This window comes from Klebsiella sp. 18074 (genome assembly GCF_902705905.1).
Lineage (GTDB): Bacteria > Pseudomonadota > Gammaproteobacteria > Enterobacterales > Enterobacteriaceae > Klebsiella > Klebsiella terrigena.
Map to the genome: position 1 here is coordinate 184,493 of NZ_CACSIS010000002.1, position 20,905 is coordinate 205,397.

16 protein-coding genes and 1 tRNA gene are annotated in these 20,905 nt (G+C 60.7%); 12 read left to right on the plus strand and 5 right to left on the minus strand.

Annotated features, from left to right (window positions below; all coding sequences use genetic code 11):
- Position 1: 1 nt before the first annotated feature.
- The 10 genes from GVK32_RS02495 to GVK32_RS02540 all read left to right on the plus strand — a co-directional run bounded on the left by GVK32_RS02495 (position 2) and on the right by GVK32_RS02540 (position 12,797).
- The gene (locus GVK32_RS02495) at positions 2–1,714 is read left to right on the plus strand and encodes an iron ABC transporter permease (protein WP_227697803.1); all 1,713 of its coding nucleotides are present in this window, start codon (positions 2–4) and stop codon (positions 1,712–1,714) included.
- Positions 1,702–2,730: an ABC transporter ATP-binding protein gene (locus GVK32_RS02500; RefSeq protein WP_159864800.1), complete on the plus strand. Its 1,029-nt coding sequence runs from the start codon at positions 1,702–1,704 to the stop codon at positions 2,728–2,730. Before GVK32_RS02495 ends, GVK32_RS02500 begins: the two co-directional genes overlap by 13 nt.
- Positions 2,727–3,785 carry an MBL fold metallo-hydrolase gene (locus GVK32_RS02505; protein WP_159864804.1) on the plus strand — a complete coding sequence of 353 codons (1,059 nt, stop codon included), beginning with the start codon at positions 2,727–2,729 and terminating at the stop codon, positions 3,783–3,785. The genes GVK32_RS02500 and GVK32_RS02505 overlap by 4 nt, the downstream gene beginning before the upstream one ends.
- Positions 3,776–4,333 (plus strand): histidine phosphatase family protein, encoded by a 558-nt coding sequence (locus tag GVK32_RS02510; RefSeq protein WP_159864807.1) that lies wholly within the window; start codon positions 3,776–3,778, stop codon positions 4,331–4,333. Before GVK32_RS02505 ends, GVK32_RS02510 begins: the two co-directional genes overlap by 10 nt.
- A gap of 293 nt (positions 4,334–4,626) precedes the next feature.
- A complete protein-coding gene (locus GVK32_RS02515) occupies positions 4,627–5,124 on the plus strand; it encodes an RNA polymerase sigma factor (RefSeq protein ID WP_159864810.1) in 498 nt (165 codons plus the stop codon).
- A 73-nt stretch (positions 5,125–5,197) separates the two neighbouring features.
- A complete protein-coding gene (locus tag GVK32_RS02520; protein WP_159864813.1) occupies positions 5,198–6,172 on the plus strand; it encodes a FecR domain-containing protein in 975 nt (324 codons plus the stop codon).
- A gap of 135 nt (positions 6,173–6,307) precedes the next feature.
- Positions 6,308–8,977, plus strand: a complete 2,670-nt coding sequence (locus GVK32_RS02525) for a TonB-dependent receptor (RefSeq protein ID WP_159864815.1) — start codon at positions 6,308–6,310, stop codon at positions 8,975–8,977.
- 78 nt (positions 8,978–9,055) lie between these two features.
- Positions 9,056–9,619 (plus strand): heme acquisition protein HasA, encoded by a 564-nt coding sequence (locus tag GVK32_RS02530; protein ID WP_095099649.1) that lies wholly within the window; start codon positions 9,056–9,058, stop codon positions 9,617–9,619.
- Positions 9,620–9,669: 50 nt separating this feature from the next.
- Positions 9,670–11,469, plus strand: coding sequence for a type I secretion system permease/ATPase (locus tag GVK32_RS02535; protein ID WP_159864818.1), 1,800 nt, complete (start codon positions 9,670–9,672; stop codon positions 11,467–11,469).
- Positions 11,469–12,797, plus strand: coding sequence for an HlyD family type I secretion periplasmic adaptor subunit (locus tag GVK32_RS02540; RefSeq protein WP_159864821.1), 1,329 nt, complete (start codon positions 11,469–11,471; stop codon positions 12,795–12,797). The genes GVK32_RS02535 and GVK32_RS02540 overlap by 1 nt, the downstream gene beginning before the upstream one ends.
- Before the next feature lie 70 nt (positions 12,798–12,867).
- On the opposite strand, the gene GVK32_RS02545 is transcribed toward GVK32_RS02540, so the two are convergent.
- Positions 12,868–12,943, minus strand: a tRNA-Ile gene (locus GVK32_RS02545).
- Positions 12,944–13,067: 124 nt separating this feature from the next.
- Here GVK32_RS02545 and mug point away from each other — a divergent pair.
- Complete coding sequence (mug, locus tag GVK32_RS02550; protein ID WP_159864824.1) at positions 13,068–13,574, plus strand: G/U mismatch-specific DNA glycosylase; 507 nt, start codon at positions 13,068–13,070, stop codon at positions 13,572–13,574.
- Positions 13,575–13,648: 74 nt separating this feature from the next.
- Here the strand turns inward: mug and rpoD are convergent, their stop codons facing one another.
- The 3 genes from rpoD to rpsU form a co-directional block, all read right to left on the minus strand.
- A complete protein-coding gene (gene rpoD / locus GVK32_RS02555) occupies positions 13,649–15,493 on the minus strand; it encodes an RNA polymerase sigma factor RpoD (RefSeq protein ID WP_159864827.1) in 1,845 nt (614 codons plus the stop codon).
- A gap of 150 nt (positions 15,494–15,643) precedes the next feature.
- Positions 15,644–17,389 carry a DNA primase gene (dnaG, locus tag GVK32_RS02560; RefSeq protein ID WP_041147302.1) on the minus strand — a complete coding sequence of 582 codons (1,746 nt, stop codon included), beginning with the start codon at positions 17,387–17,389 and terminating at the stop codon, positions 15,644–15,646.
- Positions 17,390–17,617: 228 nt separating this feature from the next.
- Positions 17,618–17,833 (minus strand): 30S ribosomal protein S21, encoded by a 216-nt coding sequence (gene rpsU / locus GVK32_RS02565; protein ID WP_001144069.1) that lies wholly within the window; start codon positions 17,831–17,833, stop codon positions 17,618–17,620.
- Between the two features lie 349 nt (positions 17,834–18,182).
- Here rpsU and tsaD point away from each other — a divergent pair, with 349 nt between their 5' ends.
- Positions 18,183–19,196: a tRNA (adenosine(37)-N6)-threonylcarbamoyltransferase complex transferase subunit TsaD gene (gene tsaD, locus GVK32_RS02570; RefSeq protein ID WP_159864830.1), complete on the plus strand. Its 1,014-nt coding sequence runs from the start codon at positions 18,183–18,185 to the stop codon at positions 19,194–19,196.
- Between the two features lie 57 nt (positions 19,197–19,253).
- Here tsaD and GVK32_RS02575 read toward each other — a convergent pair whose 3' ends face one another.
- Positions 19,254–20,861: a cytosine permease gene (locus GVK32_RS02575; RefSeq protein ID WP_041147300.1), complete on the minus strand. Its 1,608-nt coding sequence runs from the start codon at positions 20,859–20,861 to the stop codon at positions 19,254–19,256.
- Between the last annotated feature and the right edge of the window lie 44 nt (positions 20,862–20,905).

Below are 20,905 nucleotides of genomic sequence, written 5' to 3' on the forward strand. Positions count from 1 at the left end.
GATGAGCGATATGACCCTGCGGCAAAACGCCGGCGGCAGCTCCCTGAAGGGGCTGCTGTGGCTACTATTATGCCTCGTGGCGCTGGTCAGCCTGCTGCCCAGCCTGCGCCTACTCATTGCGGCGCTGCTCGACTGGCGGCAGGGCGGCGACAGCAGCCTGTGGCGCGTGCTGAGCAACCCCGCGACCTGGAGCGCGCTGTATAACAGCCTGTATACCAGCGGGCTGGGTACGCTGATTTCGCTGCTGCTTGGCAGCCTGTTCGCCTTTTGCCTGGCGCTGACCAATATCCGCTTTAAGCCGGTGTGGGTGTTCTTGTTTATGCTGCCGATGATGATCCCGCCGCAGGTCACCGCCCTGAGCTGGCTGCAGCTCTTCGGGCCGAGCAGCATTCTACTCAACAGCCTCGGCCAGGCGCCGGGCTTTGGCAGCGCTAATCCGCTCTACTCCGCCGAGGGCATCGCCCTGCTGCTCGGCATTCAGCATGCGCCGCTGGTGTTTCTGGCCCTGCGCACGCAGCTGCAGTGCCTGCCGAAGGAGCATATCGAAGCGGCCAGGCTCAACGGCGCCTCGCTGTGGCGGGTCTTTTTCGATATCGTGCTGCCGCTGTGCCGTACGGCGCTATGGGGCGGGGCGGCGATCGCGTTTGTTTCCGCCCTCGGCAACTTCGGCATTCCGGCGATGCTGGGGATCCCCATCTCTTTATTTGTGCTGCCGGTCTACATCTACCAGACGCTCTCCAGCTTCGGCCCGTCGATGCTCAACGAGGTGGCGGCGCTGTCGGTGCTGATGGGCGTGCTGGCGATCGGGATCGTTATCGTCCAGGGCCATATGCAGCGGCGCTACGCGCTGCCGCTGATTGGGATGGCTGGGCGCGCGCTGGGGTTCTCGCTGGGTAAGTGGCGGCTGGCGACGGAGGTGCTGCTGGGTGTCGTGCTGTTCGCTATTCTGGTGGCGCCGCTGCTGGCGCTGATTGCGACCTCGCTGGTGCCGACGCTCGGCGTGCCGCTCAACGGCGAGACCCTGACCTTTGCCGCCTGGCGCGGAGTTATTGACGCGCAAAGCGCCACCTGGCGGGCGCTGAGCAATAGCATGCTGCTCTCGATTTGCGCTGCGGGCGTGCTGATGTTGCTCAGCCTGCCGCTGGCGTGGCTGCTGGTGCGCCATCCTTCCCGGCCGCTGCACTGGCTGCACAACCTTATCGATATTCCCTACACCCTGCCCGGCGTGGTGCTGGCGATTGCCTGCATTCTGCTGTTTGCCCGCCCGCTGCCGTTGCTGAATATCAGCCTCATCGGGACGCTGACGATTATCTTTTTCGCCTATCTTGCTCGTTTTCTCACCGTCTGCCTGAAGCCGGTACACAACAGCATGCTGCAGCTGGACCCGGCGATGGAGGAGGCCGCCAGTCTCGCCGGGGCGAACGTTTCGCAGCGCCTGCGCCACATCGTGCTGCCGCTGATGGCGCCGGCGGCGTTTGCCGGCGCGCTGCTGGTGTTCCTCTCCGCCGTCAACGAGCTGACGGTATCGGCGCTGCTGTGGAGCGCCGGGAAAGAGACGCTGGGGGTGATGATTTTCAATCTTGATGAGAGCGGGGATAAGGTGCTGGCATCGGCGGTGTCGGTACTGGTGGTGGCGCTGGTGGCGGTGGTGATGCTGCTGCTCAGCGCGCTCGGCAGATATTTACCCAAAGGAGTGATTCCATGGCAGAACTGAGGCTGGAGCGGCTCAGCAAAGTATTTGGCAACCAGACCGTGGTGCGGGATCTCAATCTGACTATCCCGCAGGGCGCTTTTACCGCGCTGCTGGGGCCGAGCGGCTGCGGCAAAACCACCACGCTGCGCATTCTTGCCGGCCTCGAGCAGCTTAGCGACGGGCGCCTGCTGCTGGGCGATCGCCTGCTGGCGGATAGCGTCGTCCACCTGCCGCCGGAGCAGCGCGATATGGGGATGGTGTTTCAGTCCTACGCCCTGTGGCCGCACATGACCGTGGCGGAGAACGTCGGCTATCCGCTGAGGCTGCGTAAAGTTAACGGCGCCGCCCGGCAGAAGCGGGTGATGGAGGCGCTGGAGGTGGTTGAGCTCGGAGCCTATGCCGGGCGTTCGCCTCAGGAGCTGAGCGGCGGCCAGCGTCAGCGGGTGGCGCTGGCGCGCTGCCTGGTCTCCGAGCCGCAGGTGGTGCTGCTGGATGAACCGCTGGCGAACCTCGATCGGCACCTGCGGGCGACGATGGAGCAGACGTTCCGCGAGTTTCACCGCCGTACCGGCGCGACCTTTGTCTACGTGACGCACGACCAGGCGGAGGCGATGGCGCTGGCCAGCCACATTGCGGTGATGCATCAGGGCGCGTTAATGCAGTGGGGGGCGCCGCAGGCGCTCTATCAGCAGCCGCAAAACGCCTGGGTGGCGCGCTTTATCGGCAAGGGGCAGGTGCTGTCGCTGGCGATCCCCGGCCAGCAGCGCCAGCTGGACTGCGCGCTGCTGCATGAAGGGTTTTCCGCGGGCCAGCATGCGGCGGTGCAGCCGGTGCTGGTGCGCCCGGAGCACGTGCAGCTAGCGGATAGCGGTCTGAGCGCGGAGGTGGAAAACTGTATCTATCAGGGAGAGCGTTATTTAGTGGATTTGCGCCTCGCTGACGGGCAGCCGCTGAGCGCCTTCCACCACTCGCCGCTGCAGGCGCAGCAGAACGTCCGCGTCCGGCTGACCCAGGGCTGGCGTCTGGAGGCGGCGTGAAGATAGACGTGATTAGCGGCCTGGGCCGCAAGGCTCCGGCGGCCATTTTGCTGAACACGCCGCGCCAGCGCATCCTGCTGGATGCCGGCGGCGCTCTGGAGCCGGATGAGGCGCCGTGGCCGGTTCCGGCGGATATCGACGCCATTCTGCTCAGCCACGATCATGTGGATCATATTGCCGGGCTAAGCCGTCTGCCGGCGGAGATTCCCATCTACTGCAGCGCCGTCACCGCCCAGGCGCTGCCTGCGGGGCGCAACGTCCACCCGGTGGCGGTGCGCGGTCAGTTCTCCCTCGGCGAGATAACCGTCACTACCGGCAGTTGCGGCCACGCCTGGGGCGGGATGTGGTTCCATCTGAACGTGGCGGGCGGCCTGTTTTACAGCGGTGATATTAGTATGGAATCCCTACTGTTCCGCTTTGATGTTCCGCCGCCCGCGCGCCTGGCGCTGGTGGATGCCTCCTACGGTTTATACGATGTGCCGCAAAGCCGGCAGCGGGAAAAGCTGCGCGCGCATCTGCTGCAGCCGACCCTCTGCCCGGTGCCGCCTTCCGGACGCGCCGCCGAGCTGGCGCTGTTTATGGCCCGCGAGCGGCGGTCGGGCGTCGCCATGGACGCCGCCTGCCTGAGCATGCTGGTGCAGATGGCGGAGCATGACGATGGCAGTCTGCAGCATGGCGTTGCCGCAGAGCTGCAGGCGCTGGCCGCGGCGCTTCCGGTCTTTTCGCCCCACGCGCCGCTGGTATTGGCCGCCGACCCCGATGGCATGAGCGGCATGGCGGGCGCGCTGCGGGCACGGGAGGATTTTCAGCATCGAACCCTGTTTACCGGCCACCTCAACCAGCTCGCGCGCCAGCAGTGGCTGGCAGGCGATGTCGATTTTTGCCGCTGGAACGTGCACCCCACCGTCAACTGCCTGCAAACGCTGATCTCTCAGCTCTCATGCCGCTACTTTATGCCGCTGTTTACCACCATTGAGAGCTCGCTTCTGTGGCAGCAGGCGCTGGGCTGCCAAATCATGACTCATCCGACGATCGAGATGGAACTATGCCAATAATCTGTAAGCCTTTTGTCTTTGTTCGCCACGGTGAAACGGCCCTTAACCGGGATAAATTAATCGGCGGAAGTACGGACGTACCGCTCACCGAAGAGGGCGAGCTGCAGGCGCAAGAGGTTCGTCCGCTGCTGGGTCGCTATCGCTGGAACGGCGTCGCCGTCAGCCCGCTGCTGCGTGCGCGACAAACGGCCGAGCTGGCGCTCCCCGACGTGCCCTATACGGTGTTTGACGATCTGCGCGAGCGGGACTGGGGGGCGTTAGAGCGCCGTCCGTGGACGGAGCAGCCGCCGTATGAAGAGACGCCACCGGGCGGCGAAAGCTGGGAAGCGTTTTGCCACCGGGTGACCGGCGCGCTCAATACGATCCTGACGCAGTACGAGCGTCCGTTAATTATCGCCCATTCCGGCGTGTTTCGAGTGCTGCGCCGTTATGCGAGTGGTACGCCTTACGGCATCCGGCTCGGTAACGTCGTGCCGATGTGGATTTCGCCCGGACAGCAGCCTAACGAGTGGCGCATCGTCCCGCTGGAGGAAGCCGACGAGCGCTAAGCTCGCGCGACGGGGGGGCTGGCGGGATCGCCAGCAAACCCGCCAGAACCTCCGTCCCGCCAGTGCCGCCTGAAAACGGAACCCACCGCTTTATCCGCCCACCTGACCCGCAGCAGCGATGAACAACAGGCCATGATGGCGGCCTCTCGCGCCAGCCCGTCCAGGCGCAGGAGGCCGGCACCAGCCTCCCTTCGAACGCTTCCGGCGCAGCGGCGGCCAAAAATCTTATTGAAAATGAGAATCATTTATGTGATTTATAGTGGCTTTGATGCAGGCTCTTCAGGGAAAAGTTAATGTCCAATATTGAGCTGCAGGTGCTGTTTGAGCGTCATGCCCAGCCGCTGTTGGCGTATCTGAAAAGCCAGCTGCACGATGCGCAGCTGGCCGACGATTTGATGCAGGAGAGTTTTGCCCGCCTCTTCGAACACTATCCACAGGGAAAAATTCAGGACAGTGAATCCTATCTGTTCCGCACGGCGAGGAATCTGCTGTTCGATCATTACCGCCAGCTGCAGCGGCGGCAAACCATGGCATTCAGCGATGATGAGATGGCCCACTTTCCCAGCGACGATCCGGGCGCTGAACAGCGCGCGATTGACCAGCAGCAGGTTGAGCGGATTGTCGGCCAGCTGCTGAGCCTGCCGGAACGGACGCAGGCTATTTTTCGCCTCAGCCGGCTTGAGGGGGTGCCGCAGGCTGAGATTGCGACGCGGCTGGGCATATCGCTCAGCACCGTAGAAAAACATCTGGCGCAGGCGCTGGCAGCCCTGATGTGCGGAATACAGAAATAATGGCATTTTTTTTACGGGTTTTACCTGGTTCAAACGTCTTAATGATTAACCCGGATAGTCAGGAAGCAGTGAAATGAGTCAGTTGAGTGAGGCAATACGTCAGCAGGCCGCGCTATGGGCTGTGAAAATGGCCGAGCGGTCGCTGACGGACGATGAGGAGCGGGCGATGGCCGCGTGGCGGGAGGCGGATCCGCAGCACGCCGACGCGCTGATTCAGGCGCAGCAGCTGTGGCTGATGCTCGGGACGCTGCCGCGAGCGGCGTCGGCCGCCCGCGAAGCGGATGGGCCATCTGCCACGGTGGTACCTTTGCCCGTCCCGCCGGCGGCGAGCGTTCGTCCCCGCTGGCGCTCCTGGGCGACGGCTGCCGTCGTGGTGCTGGCGTCCCTGCCGGTACTGTTGATGCTTCCCGACGCCTGGCTGCGCTGGCAGGCTGATTATTACACCGCCGCCGGCGAAATTCGCCAGGTGACGCTGTCGGACGGCAGCCGGGTCGATCTCGATAGCCGCAGCGCCATCGAGCTGCATTTCAACGCCGGGGAGCGGCGCGTTACGCTGCTGTCCGGCAACGCCTGGTTTACCGTCGCCCCGCTGAGCCGCCGTGAGACGCGGCCCTTTCGTGTAGAGGCGAACGGCGGCGTTATGCAGGCGTTAGGGACGCAGTTCAGCGTCGATCTTGACGGCAGTGGGGCGGACGTGGCGGTGCATGAGCACAGCGTGCGGGTCAGCTATAAAGGGCAATCGCTGGTACTGGATGAGCAGCAGGGCGCGCGCTATGCCGATAATCACCTGACGCGGCGGCCGGTTTCGCCGGCGCAGTTCGCCTGGCGGCGCGGCTGGCTGATTATCGACGGGCAGCCGGTAGGTGAGGCGGTGGCGCGGATAAATCGCTACCAGAGCCAGCGGGTTATCGTCGTCAATCCGGCGCTAAGAAAGCGGACCGTCAGCGGCGCCTTCGCGCTCAAGGAGCCTGAACGCGCCGTTGAAACCCTGCGCCAGACGCTGGGGGCGAAGCAGATGACGCTGCCGGGAATGACCCTTCTGTACTAGGTTCTGCGGGCGATTTTGTGGGCCCATTTTTATATTTTTACTTTTTCTAAAAAATTTTTACGGGTTTGTGTACGTCGTTCGTCTTTATTGTTGAATGAGATTGATTACCATTATCAACGATAATCGAGTACACACATGCACCCATTACAGCCCCAATTTGGCAAAAGCCGTCGTCGCCTTGCTTTTGCCATATCGCTGACGTTAGCGCTGACCGCGCCGGCTCTGAGCCAGGCCGCAGCGGCGGCAACGGAAGCGGTAAAACAGAACAAAACCTTCGCCATTACCCCGCAATCTCTGCAAAGCGCGCTGCTGCGATTTGGCGAGCAGTCCGGCGTGCAGATTTTTTTTGAAGACAGTACGGTGCAGGGGATGAAGTCGCAGCCGCTGAACGGCACGATGCCGATCGCCGCCGCGCTGCGCCAGCTGATTGGCAACAACGCCGTTGCACCAGAGTTTACCGCCGACGGGCAGATTATTCTCCGCGCGCGGCGCGCCGATGAAACCCGCATCGGCGGGCCGGTGAGTGACGATACCTTAACCGTTACCGCCACCTTAAATTATTCCGCCGATGACTGGGTCTACGAACAGCCTCGCTCCGTTAGCGTTATCGACCGCAAGAAGATGGACGACCGGCCGGCGCGGCACGCGGCTGATATCCTCGAACAGACGGCCGGCGTTTACTCCAGCGTGAGCCAGCAGGATCCGGCCCTGTCGGTGAATATTCGCGGGATGCAGGACTACGGCCGGGTCAACATGAACATCGACGGGATGCGGCAGAATTTCCAGAAAAGCGGCCACGGCCAGCGTAACGGCACCATGTACATCGATCCGGAGCTGCTGAGCGGGGTCACCGTTGACAAAGGCACCACCGGTGGCATGGGCAGCGCCGGCACGCTGGGCGGCATCGCCACCTTTAACACCCTCAATGCCAGCGACTTTATCTATGACGGCAAAGAGCTGGGCGGCAAGCTGCACGCCAGTACCGGCGATAACGGTACCCGCTTTATCGGCAGCGGTGCGCTGGCGTGGGGCAATGAGACGGGAGATATTCTGCTGGCCGCCAGCGAGCGCCACCTGAGTGACTATTGGCCGGGCAATAAAGGCGATATCGGCGACATCCGCGTCAACAACGACACCGGCAACTACGATCGCTATGCCAGCGCCTTAAAAAACAATCAGATTACCGACAGCCGCTACAAGATGCTGTCGCGGATGGCGAAGGTGGGCTGGAATCTGCCCGCTAACCAGCGCCTGCAGCTGAGCTATCTGCAAACCCAGGTGAGCTCGCCGACGGCCAGCACCCTGACCGCCGTCGGCGAAGGCGATGACCGGACGCTGGGCTGGAAGCAGAGCGGCTACGACGTGGTGATGGCGCGCAACGTCGCCCTCGACTACAGCCTCGCGCCCTACGATCGCGACTGGCTCGATCTGCACGCCAAGCTCTACTACGTCGACACCGACTCGAACAGCGATACTTACGGCAGCGGGACGACGGAGGATTACTGGACGCAAACCCGCCTGCGCACCTACGGCGCCCAACTGCAAAACACCTCGCACTTCTCGCTGGCCCCGGCGCACGGGCTGAAGGCGAACTACGGCGCCGAGTTTTACTATGACAAAGCCACCAGCCGCTCAATGTCTGAGGATATGGAGGGTGTGACGCCCGGCGGAAACCGGTCGATATTCAGCCTGTTCTCTACGCTGACCTATGAGTACGACGACTGGCTAACGGTGGAGGGCGGGCTGCGCTATGACCGCTATCGCCTGCGCGGCACCACCGGCATGAACTACCCGGAAGCGACCTACACCATCGATAACCCCTGCACCTCGCGTCGTCTGAGCGGCTGCCTCATTTCCAGCTCTTACCACGAATGGGCGGTAGACCGTGAAGAGTCCCGCGTATCGCCGACGCTGGCGCTGGCCGTGAAGCCGGGCGTCGACTGGCTGGAGCTGTATACCACCTACGGCCGCTCCTGGCGTCCGCCGGCGATTACCGAAACCCTGACCAGCGGCAGCGCCCACGGCGACTCCACGCAGTATCCCAACCCGTTCCTGCAGGCGGAACGCTCCCGCGCCTGGGAAGTGGGGGTGAACCTGCTGAAAGGCGGTCTGCTGCAGGAGGAGGATCGCCTGGCGGTCAAAGTGGCCTACTTCGATACCAAGGTGTCGAACTATATCAGCATGGCGATTAACCGCGAAAAGCCGGGTATCACGCAGCCGGGGCTGGGCAACACCGCCTACGTCAATAACCTCAACACCACCCGTTTTCGCGGGATCGAGTATCAGCTGAATTACGATGCGGGCTTTGTTTATACCGATTTCACCTACACGCACATGATCGGCAAAAACGAATTTTGCTCGCGGAAAGCGTGGCTGGGCGGGAAGCAGCAGGGCGCCGGCAGCGCCAATAACTGGTACTGGGAAGATAATGATGAGGCGAACAACTTCGTGACCTGCGACGGCGGCAGCCAGTTTAGCTCCGCCGCGTTTCTCCCCGGCGATCGCGGCTCGTTTACCCTCGGCGGTCGCGCCTTTAACCGCAAGCTCGACGCCGGCGTCACGGTGCGCTTTGCGCCGGGCTATCAGGATCACAGCGTGCCGACCAACTACCCCTATCTGGCCGACTGGCCGCGCTACACCCTGTTTGACCTTTACGCCAGCTATCGCATAACCGACAACCTGACGCTGCGCGGCTCCGTGGAGAACGTATCCAACCGCGCCTACGTGGTCAGCTACGGCGAAACCCTGGGCAATACCTTAGGCCGCGGCCGCACCGTGCAGGGTGGCATCGAATACCGCTTTTAACCCCCGTATGACGCGGCGCAGTTCGGGCGTGCTCTGCACGTAAAAAGGCCGCGATATCTGTAATATCAGGAGACCAATATGGCATTTTCAGTGGATTACGACAGCTCTGTAGGCAGCTATAGCATTCATGATTATCTGGCTGAATGGTCAGCTACGTTTGGTGACGTTAACCATACCAACGGTAACGTGGATGATAGCAACTCCGGCGGCTTCTACGGCGGTTCGCTGTCCGGAAGCCAGTACGCTATCACCAGCACCGCGAACAACATCACCTCATTCGTGGCGGAAGGAAACCTAACCTATACCCTGTTTGCCGACCCGGCGCACACGCTGTACGGCTCCCTTGACGGTCTGTCGTTCGGCGACGGCCTGCAGGGCGGCAGCTCTTCGCCGTACAACATCCAGGCGCTGGACGTTAGCTTCAGCGGACTGGGCCTGAGCAGCGCGCAGTCCGAAGGCCATGACGGCATCGTGCATGAGGTGGTGTATGGCCTGATGTCCGGCGATACCAGCGCGCTGGAAACGGCGCTGAACGGCATCCTTGACCAGTACAACCTGAGCATCGACTCGACCTTCGATCAGATCGCGGCGGTCGTGGGCTCATCGGCAACCGCAGACCATACGGACCTGCTGGCGGCTTAACCCTTCCGTTTCCCCGCTGCGGCGGGGAAACGGTTCAGGCAGGAGAAAGAATGAGCGAAACTCAGGTGCCTCAGGCGGGACGGCAGGAGATCCTGGCGGCGTTAGCGACCTGCCGGCGCGGCTTCTGGTGCGTGGCGCTGTTTACCGCGGCGATCAATATTCTGATGCTCTCCCCGGCGCTGTATATGCTGCAGGTCTACGATCGCGTTCTGCCGTCCGGCAACCTTATGACGCTGACGATGCTGACCTTAATGATCGTCGGGCTGCTGCTGTTTCTTGGCCTGATGGAGTGGGTGCGCAGCGGGCTGGTTATCCGCCTCGGCGCGCAGCTGGATATGCGTCTTAACGCGCGGGTTTTTGACGCTGCGTTCGGCACCAACCTAAAAACGGGCAACGTCCTGGCAGGCCAGGCGTTAAACGACCTCACCAGCTTACGCCAGTTCGCGACCGGCAGCGCGCTGTTCGCCTTTTTTGACGCCCCCTGGTTCCCTCTCTATCTGCTGGTGGTTTATCTGCTGCATCCGTGGCTTGGCGTTCTGGCGACCCTCGGCGCGGCGCTGCTGCTGGCGCTGGCCTGGCTCAATCTGCGCCTGAGTCAGCCGCTGCTGGAGCGGGCGGGAAAGGTAGCGCTCCATGCCAGCCAGCGGGCCAACGGCCAGCTGCGGCAGGCCGAAGCGATAGAAGCGATGGGGATGCTGCAAACCCTGCGTCAGCGCTGGCGCTGCCAGCACGCAGAGTTTTTACATTTGCAAAGCCGCGGTAGCGAGAGAATGGCGCTGATCACCTCCCTGACGCGCACGCTGCGGCTGGCTCTGCAGTCGCTGATGCTCGGCTGCGGTGCGCTGCTGGCGGTCAACGGCGATATCACCTCCGGCATGATGATCGCCGGCTCTATTCTGATTGGCCGTGTGCTGGGGCCTATCGATCAGTTGATCGGCAGCTGGAAGCAGTGGCTGGCGGCCCGCGAAGCCTGGCAGCGGCTGCAGGTGCTGCTGGCCGCGAATCCGCCGCAGCCCGAACGTTTACCGCTGCCCGCGCCGCAGGGACATTTACGCGTTGAGCAGCTGACGATTACGGCGCCGGGAGGGCGTCAGCCCATATTGATACAGCTGCAGTTTTCGCTGGCTGCCGGCACGGTTCTGGGGGTAATTGGCGCCTCCGGTTCGGGTAAAACGCAGCTGATGAAGCAACTGGTCGGCGTGCAGAAACCGCTATCCGGCAGCGTGCGGTTGGACGATGCCGAAATCCACCAGTGGGATAAAACGGCGCTGGGTCCGCATATCGGCTACCTGCCGCAGGATATCCAGCTGTTTGCCGGGACGCTGGCGGAAAATATTGCCCGCTTTGGCGAGGTGGATGCCGATAGCGTGGTGCTGGCCGCGCAGATGGCCGGCATCCACGCGCTGATTTTACGCCTGCCGCAGGGCTATGACACGGTGCTGGGCGAAGGCGGCAGCGGTCTGTCTGGCGGCCAGCGCCAGCGGGTGGCGCTGGCCCGCGCGCTCTACGGCTTACCGGCCCTGGTGGTGCTGGATGAGCCGAACGCCAACCTTGATAAAGAGGGCGAGGAGGCGCTGCAGCAGGCCATTTTGACGCTGAAAGAGAAAGGAAAAAGCGTGGTACTGGTGACGCATAAACCGGCGATTCTGGCGATTACCGATCGTCTGCTGGTGCTGGCCGCCGGCAGAATGCAGCACGAAGGCCCGAGCGCCGAGGTGTTGAAAAAGCTGCCGGGCATGGCCGGCGCGCCGACCTCCGGCGCGGTAACGCCGATCGGCGCAGGCCGGCACGGTGGTTTTAACATGGGCTATACCGCGGTGCAGCCGCGGGTACGCGCTGAGGGGAAATGATGAAAGCGCTGACGCAGTCCGAGCAGCTGGCCGGGTATGAGGGATCGTTCAGCGAACGCGCTTATTTACGCTGGGGATTATGGCTGGTGATCGTCGGGTTTGGCGGGTTTCTCTGCTGGGCCAGCTTCGCGCCGCTCGACCGCGGCGTGCCGGTCTCCGGCAGCGTGGTGGTGACGGGAAACCGTAAAGCGGTACAGCATCCCGGCGGCGGGGTGATTGCGCAGCTGCGCGTCCACGATGGCGAGAAGGTGCAGGCAGGCCAGGTGCTGGTGGTGATGAATACCGTGACTACGCAAACCCGACGCGACGCGCTGCAAAGCCAGCTGCGCGGCCTGCAGCTGCAGATGGCGCGCTGGGCGGCGGAGCGAACGGGGGAGAGCGAGATCGTGCTGCTGCCCGAGCTGGCAGCGGTCAGGGAGGAACCGGAGGTGGTGGAGCAGCTGACGCTGCAGCGTCAGCTGTTAATCAACCGTCGTGCGGCCCTGCGCAGCGAGCTGGCGGCCATTGATGAAGGCGTGGCCGGTACCCAGGCGCTGCTCAGCGGGATGCAGTCTTTACTGAGCAGCAAGCAGCAGCAAAAGCGCCTGCTCAACGAGCAGCTCTCCGGCATCCGGGGGCTGGCCGCCAAGGGCTACGTGGCGCGTAATCAGCTGCTGTCGATGGAGGGGGAGCTTGCCAGCGTGGAGGGGGAGATTTCACAAACCCACGGCAGCATCGGGCGGCTGCAGCGGCAGGCGATCGAGCTGCGGCTACAGGCGCAGCAGCGTCGGGATGAGTACGCTAAAGAGGTCAATACCCAGCTGGCGGACGGCCAGGCGCAGATCGCCGCGCTGAAAAACCAGCTGGAAAAAGCGCAGGCCGATCTGCAGGATACGCAGATTCGGGCGCCGGTGGCGGGAACGGTGGTCGGCATGGCGGTATTTACCGAGGGCGGCGTGATTCAGGCCGGGCAGCAGTTGATGGAGATCGTACCGGAGGATTCGCCGATGGAGGTCGAAGCCCGCGTGCCGGTCGAGCTGATCGATAAGGTGCATCAGGCCCTGCCGGTGGAGCTGCTATTTTCAGCCTTCGATCAAAGCACCACGCCGCGCGTGGCGGGGGAGGTCACGATGGTCGGCGCGGACCGCCTGGTCGATGAACAAACCGGGAAACCCTATTACGCGCTCCGCGTTAAGGTCACGCAGGAGGGGATGGACAAGCTGCAGGGATTAACGATTCGACCCGGCATGCCGGTTGAAGGGTTTATCCGCACCGGCGAGCGTTCGCTGATGAACTATCTGCTGAAGCCGCTGACCGACCGCCTGCATCTGGCGCTGACCGAATCCTGACGGGCGCCCGTCGGCGAGTGGGAAAACAAAAAGGACTTAGCCATTTTCATGGTTAAGTCCTTTTCTTGTTTGGTGGCCCCTGCTGGACTTGAACCAGCGACCAAGCGATTATGAGTCGCCTGCTCTAACCACTGAGCTAAGGGGCCGTGGCGAGGGATTATAAAGTAACTGGCAGATGCAATCCAGCCTAAAACGCGCGGCTGCTGTTTTTATAAACAACGCATTTTCAATCCTTTATAATTACCTTTTAGCTATTGAGCAGGGGATAAGATGATTAACGATATTCTGGCACCGAACCTGCGGGTGGTCTTCTGCGGGATCAATCCGGGAAAATCCTCCGCCCATACCGGCTTTCATTTCGCGCATGCGGGGAATCGCTTCTGGAAGGTGATTCATCAGGCGGGCTTCACCGACCGGCAGCTGAAGCCGGAAGAGGAGCTGCAGCTGCTCGATACCCGCTGCGGGATCACCATGCTGGTGGAGCGTCCGACGGTGCAGGCCAGCGAAGTGGCGCTGCAGGAGCTGCGTAACGGGGGGCGAGAGCTGGTGCAGAAAATAGAGCAGTATCAGCCGCGGGCGCTGGCGGTTCTCGGCAAGCAGGCTTTTGAGAAGGCGTTTCAGGCCCGCAGCGTGAAGTGGGGGAGGCAGCAGGCGACCATCGGGGCGACCGAGCTGTGGGTACTACCGAATCCCAGCGGACTGAACCGGGCGACGCTCGATAAGCTGGTGGAGGCGTATCGCGAGCTTGACGATGCGCTGGCGACGCGCGGGCTATAGCCTTCGCGTCTGGGGTAAACGCCGGGCAAAAAAAAGCTCCCCGCGGGGAGCTTTTTGCATTTATTGCCTGACGATTAATCGTCGAGGAAGCTACGCAGAACCTCAGAGCGGCTCGGGTGGCGCAGCTTGCGCAGCGCTTTCGCTTCGATCTGACGAATACGTTCGCGGGTAACGTCGAACTGTTTACCCACTTCTTCCAGCGTGTGGTCGGTATTCATGTCGATACCGAAACGCATACGCAGGACCTTCGCTTCACGGGCGGTCAGGCCAGCCAGAACGTCGTGGGTGGCAGCGCGCAGGCTCTCCGTGGTAGCGGAGTCCAGCGGCAGCTCGAGGGTGGTATCCTCGATGAAATCACCCAGATGCGAATCTTCATCGTCGCCGATCGGCGTTTCCATGGAGATCGGCTCTTTGGCGATTTTCAGCACCTTACGAATTTTATCTTCCGGCATCAGCATGCGCTCGGCCAGCTCTTCCGGCGTCGGCTCGCGGCCCATTTCCTGCAGCATCTGGCGGGAGATACGGTTGAGCTTGTTGATGGTCTCAATCATATGCACCGGAATACGGATGGTGCGCGCCTGATCCGCGATGGAGCGGGTGATCGCCTGACGGATCCACCAGGTTGCGTAGGTGGAGAACTTGTAGCCGCGACGGTATTCGAACTTATCTACCGCCTTCATCAGACCGATGTTACCTTCCTGAATCAGATCCAGGAACTGCAGGCCGCGGTTGGTGTATTTCTTGGCGATAGAAATAACCAGACGCAAGTTTGCTTCAACCATCTCTTTCTTCGCACGGCGGGCTTTCGCTTCACCGATGGACATACGACGGTTGATATCCTTAACCTGTTCGATGGTCAGGCCGGTTTCTTCTTCGATCTGCTGCAGTTTCATCAGGCCGCGCTGAACGTCTTCTTTGACGTCGTGCAGCTTTTCAGACCACGGTTTATTCATGGCCACGGCCGCGTTGAACCAGGTTTCGCTGGTTTCGTTGCCGGTGAACAGAGTGATGAAGTTTTTCTTCGGCATTTTGCACTGTTCGACGCACAGCTTCATGATGATGCGTTCCTGAGTACGCACTCTGTCCATCATGCTACGCATGCTGCCGACCAGGTAATCGAACTGTTTCGGTACCAGGCGGAACTGTTTAAAGACTTCAGACAGCTTGAGAATTTCTTCCTGTGCTGCGGCGTGGCTACGGCCTTTTGCTTTGATGGTGTCGCGGGTCAGTTCGTACTGCGTACGCAGCTCACCGAATTTCGCGCGCGCCAGCTCTGGGTCGATGCTGTTGTCGTCATCGCTGCTGTCGTCGTCTTCTTCTTCTTCATCTTCTTCGTCGTCATCCATCTCTTCCTGAGACAGTTCGGAACCGACGTGCGTGGCGGTTGGCGCCATGTCTTCTTCGGCGTTCGGATCGACGAATCCGGTGATCAGGTCTGACAGACGCGCTTCTTCAGCTTCAACGCGATCGTACTGTTCCAGCAGGTAGGTAATGGCTTCCGGATATTCGGCAACGGAGCACTGGACCTGATTGATCCCGTCCTCGATGCGCTTAGCGATGTCAATTTCGCCTTCGCGGGTCAGCAGTTCCACGGTACCCATTTCGCGCATATACATGCGCACCGGGTCGGTCGTGCGTCCGATTTCTGATTCAACACTGGACAGAACCTGTGCAGCTGCTTCTTCTGCATCTTCGTCGGTGTTGTTGCTGTTTTCAGCCAGCAGCAGATCGTCGGCATCCGGTGCTTCTTCCATCACCTGAATGCCCATATCATTGATCATTTGGATGATGTCTTCGATCTGATCGGAGTCGACGATATCTTCCGGCAGATGGTCATTGACCTCGGCATAGGTCAGATAGCCTTGCTCTTTACCTCGTTGGACAAGAAGCTTAAGCTGTGACTGCGGGTTTTGCTCCATAAGACGGTATCCACACTTAATTCGTTTGATTGGTGTTGACAGACAAACTGCCAGCATTTAAAGCGAGGGCGTACTTATATTATTGCCGCTGCGCCTCAGCGCGGCTGTCGGGGGCTTCCCGAACGATATTCGGCACTTAAGCCGTGCAATTCATTTTTTTGCCAGCTCCTGGCTGATAGTCCAGAGCTCCCGGCGTTCCTCACTGCTTAAGCCGTGCGTGCGATCGCGAGCTATCAACTCTTCCTGTCGCAGTTCAAGCAGTGAATCAAACATATGGTTGAGCGAGTCGGTGAAGGTTTTTTCCGCGATATCTTTATCTGCTATATCGTCCCACATCGACAGTTTTTCAAGGGTGGCGGCCTCATTTGTGCCGCGATACTGCTCTAAAAGTTGTCCGGTGGTCAGACCTGGCTGAGACAGACAGGTGTTAACCAGTTCGCTGAATAAGCCCAGTCCCGGCATTCTACGCTGATCCAGGCCCGCTAAAGGCGGTACCAGCGGTGCCAGATCCGGATTTTGCACCAGCAGTCCTATCAGTATACGCATGGTCGTGCGTTTTAGCTGTGGAGCAGGGCGCGGTGCGCCATTTTCTGTCAGCTTTGGCATTAAACGTTCAAGCTGGGCGTCATCTAAAATCCCCAGCTTGTTGCCCAACTCCTGGCGCAGATAGATGCGCAGCGTCTCACCCGGAACCTGCGTGATCAGCGGCAGCGCCAGCGTGCTGAGCTGCGCGCGCCCGTCCGGGGTGCTCAAATCAACCTGCGGCAGCAGGCTGTTAAACAAAAACGTGGAGAGCGGCTGAGCCTGCTCCATCCGCGCTTCAAACGCGGCCTTACCCTCTTTACGCACCAGCGTATCCGGGTCTTCACCGTCGGGTAGAAACATAAAGCGCAGCTGGCGGCCGTCGGTCATATACGGCAGCGCTGTCTCCAGCGCTCGCCATGCTGCCTCGCGGCCCGCCCGGTCGCCGTCGTAACAGCAGATGACCTGATTGGTCGCCCGGAACAACAGCTGGATATGGTCGGCTGTTGTCGAGGTGCCAAGGGACGCGACGGCATAGTTAATGTCGTACTGCGCCAGCGCTACGACGTCCATATAGCCTTCGACAACTAACAGGCGCGGCGGTTCGGCGTTGTTCTGCTGCGCTTCATACAGGCCGTACAGCTGACGACCTTTATGGAAAATATCGGTTTCCGGGGAGTTAAGGTACTTCGGCAGGGCATCACCCAGCACGCGACCACCAAAACCAATTACCCGGCCTCGCTTATCGCGGATCGGGAACATTACCCGTTCGCGGAAGCGGTCGTAACTGCGTCCCTTATCGTTAGTCACCAGCATGCCGGCGTCGATAAGCGACTGGCGGTTTTCTTGATTGCCGCCAAAACGTTTTAAAACGTTATCCCAACCGGGTGGCGCGTAGCCAATCGCAAAGCGCGCAATGACCTCGCTGCTTAAACCACGCTTATCCAGATACTGGCGCGCAGGGTCGGCGGCGGGTTGCTGCAAAGACTGCTGATAAAACGCATTCAGACCATCCATCAACTGATAGAGACTTTGCCGTTGATGGCGCTCAATCTGACTGGGTCCGTTGCCCGCTTCGTACGGCACTTCAAGGTTGTGCATGGCGGCCAGCTCTTCGACCGTCTCCACGAACTCGAGCTTGTCGTAGTTCATCAGGAAGTCGACGGCGTTGCCGTGCGCACCGCAGCCGAAGCAGTGGTAAAACTGTTTTTCACCGTTGACGGTAAAAGAGGGGGTTTTTTCGTTATGAAATGGACAGCACGCGTGGTAGTTCTTGCCCTGCTTTTTGAGCTTTACCCGCGCGTCGATAAGATCGACGATGTCGGTTCGCGCCAGCAGGTCATTGATAAATACGCGTGGGATTCGTCCAGCCATAGGCCCCGTAATTATACACCTTATCCAACAAGCTGCTTCAGCGCCGATGCGCCCCTGCCGCCGACGTCAGTCAGCTCCTGGGATTCGCTCTTATGCTGCTTTGGTGCATCCTGAAGGGGTGAGTGTATATGCTAATGCATAAACGAAAATAAGCCGCGCATTCCTTCCGGAAGCACGGCCTTACAACTTACAACTCAGCCTGAATTGAGGGCTTTAGCCCTCAACAGATTAGTACAGACGAGTGCGGCGTGCGTTTTCGCGAGCCAGTTTCTTCGCGTGACGTTTCACTGCAGAAGCTTTAGCGCGCTTACGTTCGGTAGTCGGTTTTTCATAGAACTCACGACGACGAACTTCCGCCAGAACACCTGCTTTTTCACAGGAACGCTTGAAGCGACGCAGAGCTACGTCGAACGGCTCGTTTTCACGTACTTTAATTACCGGCATGTGCCTCTCACCTTTGATTAATTCGGTTTGCTGCTGGCATCAGCGCCAGCTTATTTCAAAATGGTGCGGAATTTTACTGCAACTACTGCTGCTTTGTAAAGCACCTGCGCCCTTTTTGAAAGGACTTTTATAAGGGTGAGGAGTATACACGAGGGTTCTTGCTGGGGCGAACAAAGTTTTATGTCCGCTGCGCTGGCGAGCGTCCCGCGCCAGGCTTTTACCACTCGCCCTGGCCGCGTATCCCTTGTGGGCTCCGGGCCCCGTCGCGCTGCTGCCTGCAATTCTTAGGGTATACATCAACCCGCATTGGTCCTAAACTGCGCGGTATTAGAGCGAGGTAAAACAAGACATGCGTGTACTGGGTATTGAAACATCCTGCGATGAAACCGGCATCGCCATTTACGACGATAAGCAAGGCCTGCTGGCCAACCAATTGTATAGTCAGGTGAAACTTCACGCTGACTACGGCGGCGTGGTGCCTGAGCTGGCTTCGCGCGATCACGTGCGTAAAACGGTGCCGCTGATCCAGGCGGCGCTGAAAGAGGCCGGACTGACGGCGAAAGATATCGATGCGGTTGCCTACACCGCCGGACCAGGGCTGGTCGGTGCGCTGCTGGTTGGCGCCACGGTGGGCCGTTCGCTGGCGTTCGCCTGGAACGTCCCGGCGATCCCGGTACACCATATGGAAGGGCATCTGCTGGCGCCGATGCTGGAAGATAATCCGCCGGACTATCCTTTTGTGGCGCTGCTGGTTTCCGGCGGCCATACCCAGCTGATTAGCGTGACCGGCATTGGTCAGTATGAGCTGCTGGGCGAATCGATAGACGATGCGGCAGGGGAAGCGTTCGACAAGACCGCGAAGCTGCTGGGGCTCGATTATCCCGGCGGCCCGATGCTCTCTAAAATGGCTGCCCAGGGCAGCGAAGGCCGTTTTATCTTCCCGCGGCCGATGACCGATCGCCCGGGGCTGGATTTTAGCTTCTCCGGCCTGAAGACCTTTGCCGCCAACACCATTCGTAATAATGAGAATGACGACCAGACCCGGGCGGACATTGCGCGGGCGTTTGAAGATGCGGTGGTGGATACGCTGATGATTAAGTGCCGTCGGGCGCTGGATCAGACTGGCTTTAAGCGGCTGGTGATGGCGGGCGGCGTGAGTGCCAACCGCACGCTGCGCGCGAAGCTGGCCGAGATGATGCAAAAGCGCGGCGGGGAAGTGTTCTACGCCCGCCCCGAGTTCTGTACCGACAACGGCGCGATGATCGCCTATGCCGGGATGGTGCGCCTGCGGACCGGCGCGAAGCCCGACCTCGGTGTCACCGTGCGTCCGCGCTGGCCGCTCGCCGAGCTGCCAGCGGCCTGATCCTGCTCACAGGCCGACCTCGCGTCGGCCTGACTTTTTGCACTCTACTTTTCTGCGCTATTCCATACTCTTACACAGCGAGCAAATTGCCCCCTGATGTTTTGCCGAGTGCATCACGTCCGGACGCTCGTACTCTTCCCGGCAGGTCACGCAGCGATACACGGTGGTGGAGGCGTTCCCCTGCGCGTCGTAGCGCGGTTCGGCAATGCCGTCATCGTGCTGTTTGATGTAGTAGCGCCCGCGGGTCAGAATGCCCATCAGCGGCGTCATCACCAGCGCTATAACCAGCGCAATCAGCGGCGAGAACGGGGCGAGGGTGGCGCCGAGCAGGCCGAAGAACGCGCAGATAGAGAGCCCGGCGGCGAGAGCAAAGGAAACAACCCCCACCGGGTTAACGTTATAGATCATCCCCCGGCGATACTCCGGCTGGGCCGGCGCCAGCTTCAGCAGGCCTTTATTGACGGTAATATCGGTCGCCACCACCACGACCCAGGCAATGGCGAAGTTGGAGTAAAAACCGAGGATCCACGACAGGGCGCTGAACATATCGCCCTCCATCAGCGCCAGCGCAATGGCGAGGTTGACGACAACAAAGACGATCCGCCCCGGATAGCTGCGGGTGGTGCGCGTCCAGGCGCTGGTCCAGGCCAGCGAGCCGGAGTAGGCGTTGGTGACGTTAATTTTAATCTGCGAGATAACCACCAGCACTACGGCCAGGGTCAGCGCCAGCCAGCCGGGCACCATGTTATCAAAGACGCTGACGAACTGCTGAACCGGCTCGGTGTTATGTACTGCCGGGAAGCGGGTCAACAGGTAGAAGCCGAGGAAGGCGCCAATAATCTGCTTGATCGCGCCCAGCACCACCCAGCCCGGACCGGCGGAAAAGACCGCCAGCCACCAGCTCCTGCTGTTCTCCGCCGTCTTCGGCGGCATAAAGCGCAGATAGTCAATCTGCTCGCCGATCTGCATGATCAGCGACAGGCACACCCCGGCGCCTAGCATGATGGCGGTTAAATCCACGCGCGAGGCGTCGTTCTTGCCGGCAAAGTTCATAAAGCCATCCACCAGCTGCGGGTCTTTAGCGATAAGCCAGGCCACTGGCACGACCATCAGCACCAGCCACAGCGGCGTGGTCCAGACCTGCAGACGGGTCAGGGCCTTCATGCCGTAAACGACCAGCGGCAGCACCATCAGGGTGGCGATGAGGTAGCCCATCCACAGCGGGATCCCGAGGCCAACCAGCAGCCCCTGCGCCATAATCGAGCCCTCAAGGGCGAAGAAGATAAAGGTAAATCCGGCAAAAATGATGCTGGTAATGACCGAACCAAAATAGCCGAACCCGGCGCTGCGGGTGATTAAATCGAGGTCGATGTTATAGCGGGCGGCGGTGATCGCCAGCGGAATACCGGTCAGGAAAATCACCAGCGCGGCCAGCAGGATCGAGTAAATGGCGTTGGTGGTGCCCCACGCCATGCCGATGCTGGCGCCGATAGAAAAGTCGGCCAGGTAGGCAATGCCGCCCAGCGCGGTGACGGCGACGACGCCTGGCCCCCAGCGGCGAAAGCTAAGCGGAGCGTAGCGCAGGGTGTAATCTTCTAATGTTTCACGGGAGCCGGCTGTGCCGGTTTGCGCAGGTAGCTCAGTTTTTATATCCAGTGACGACATAGTCATTCCTTAATGGTCAGGTATGACTGTAATTAGCAAACCTT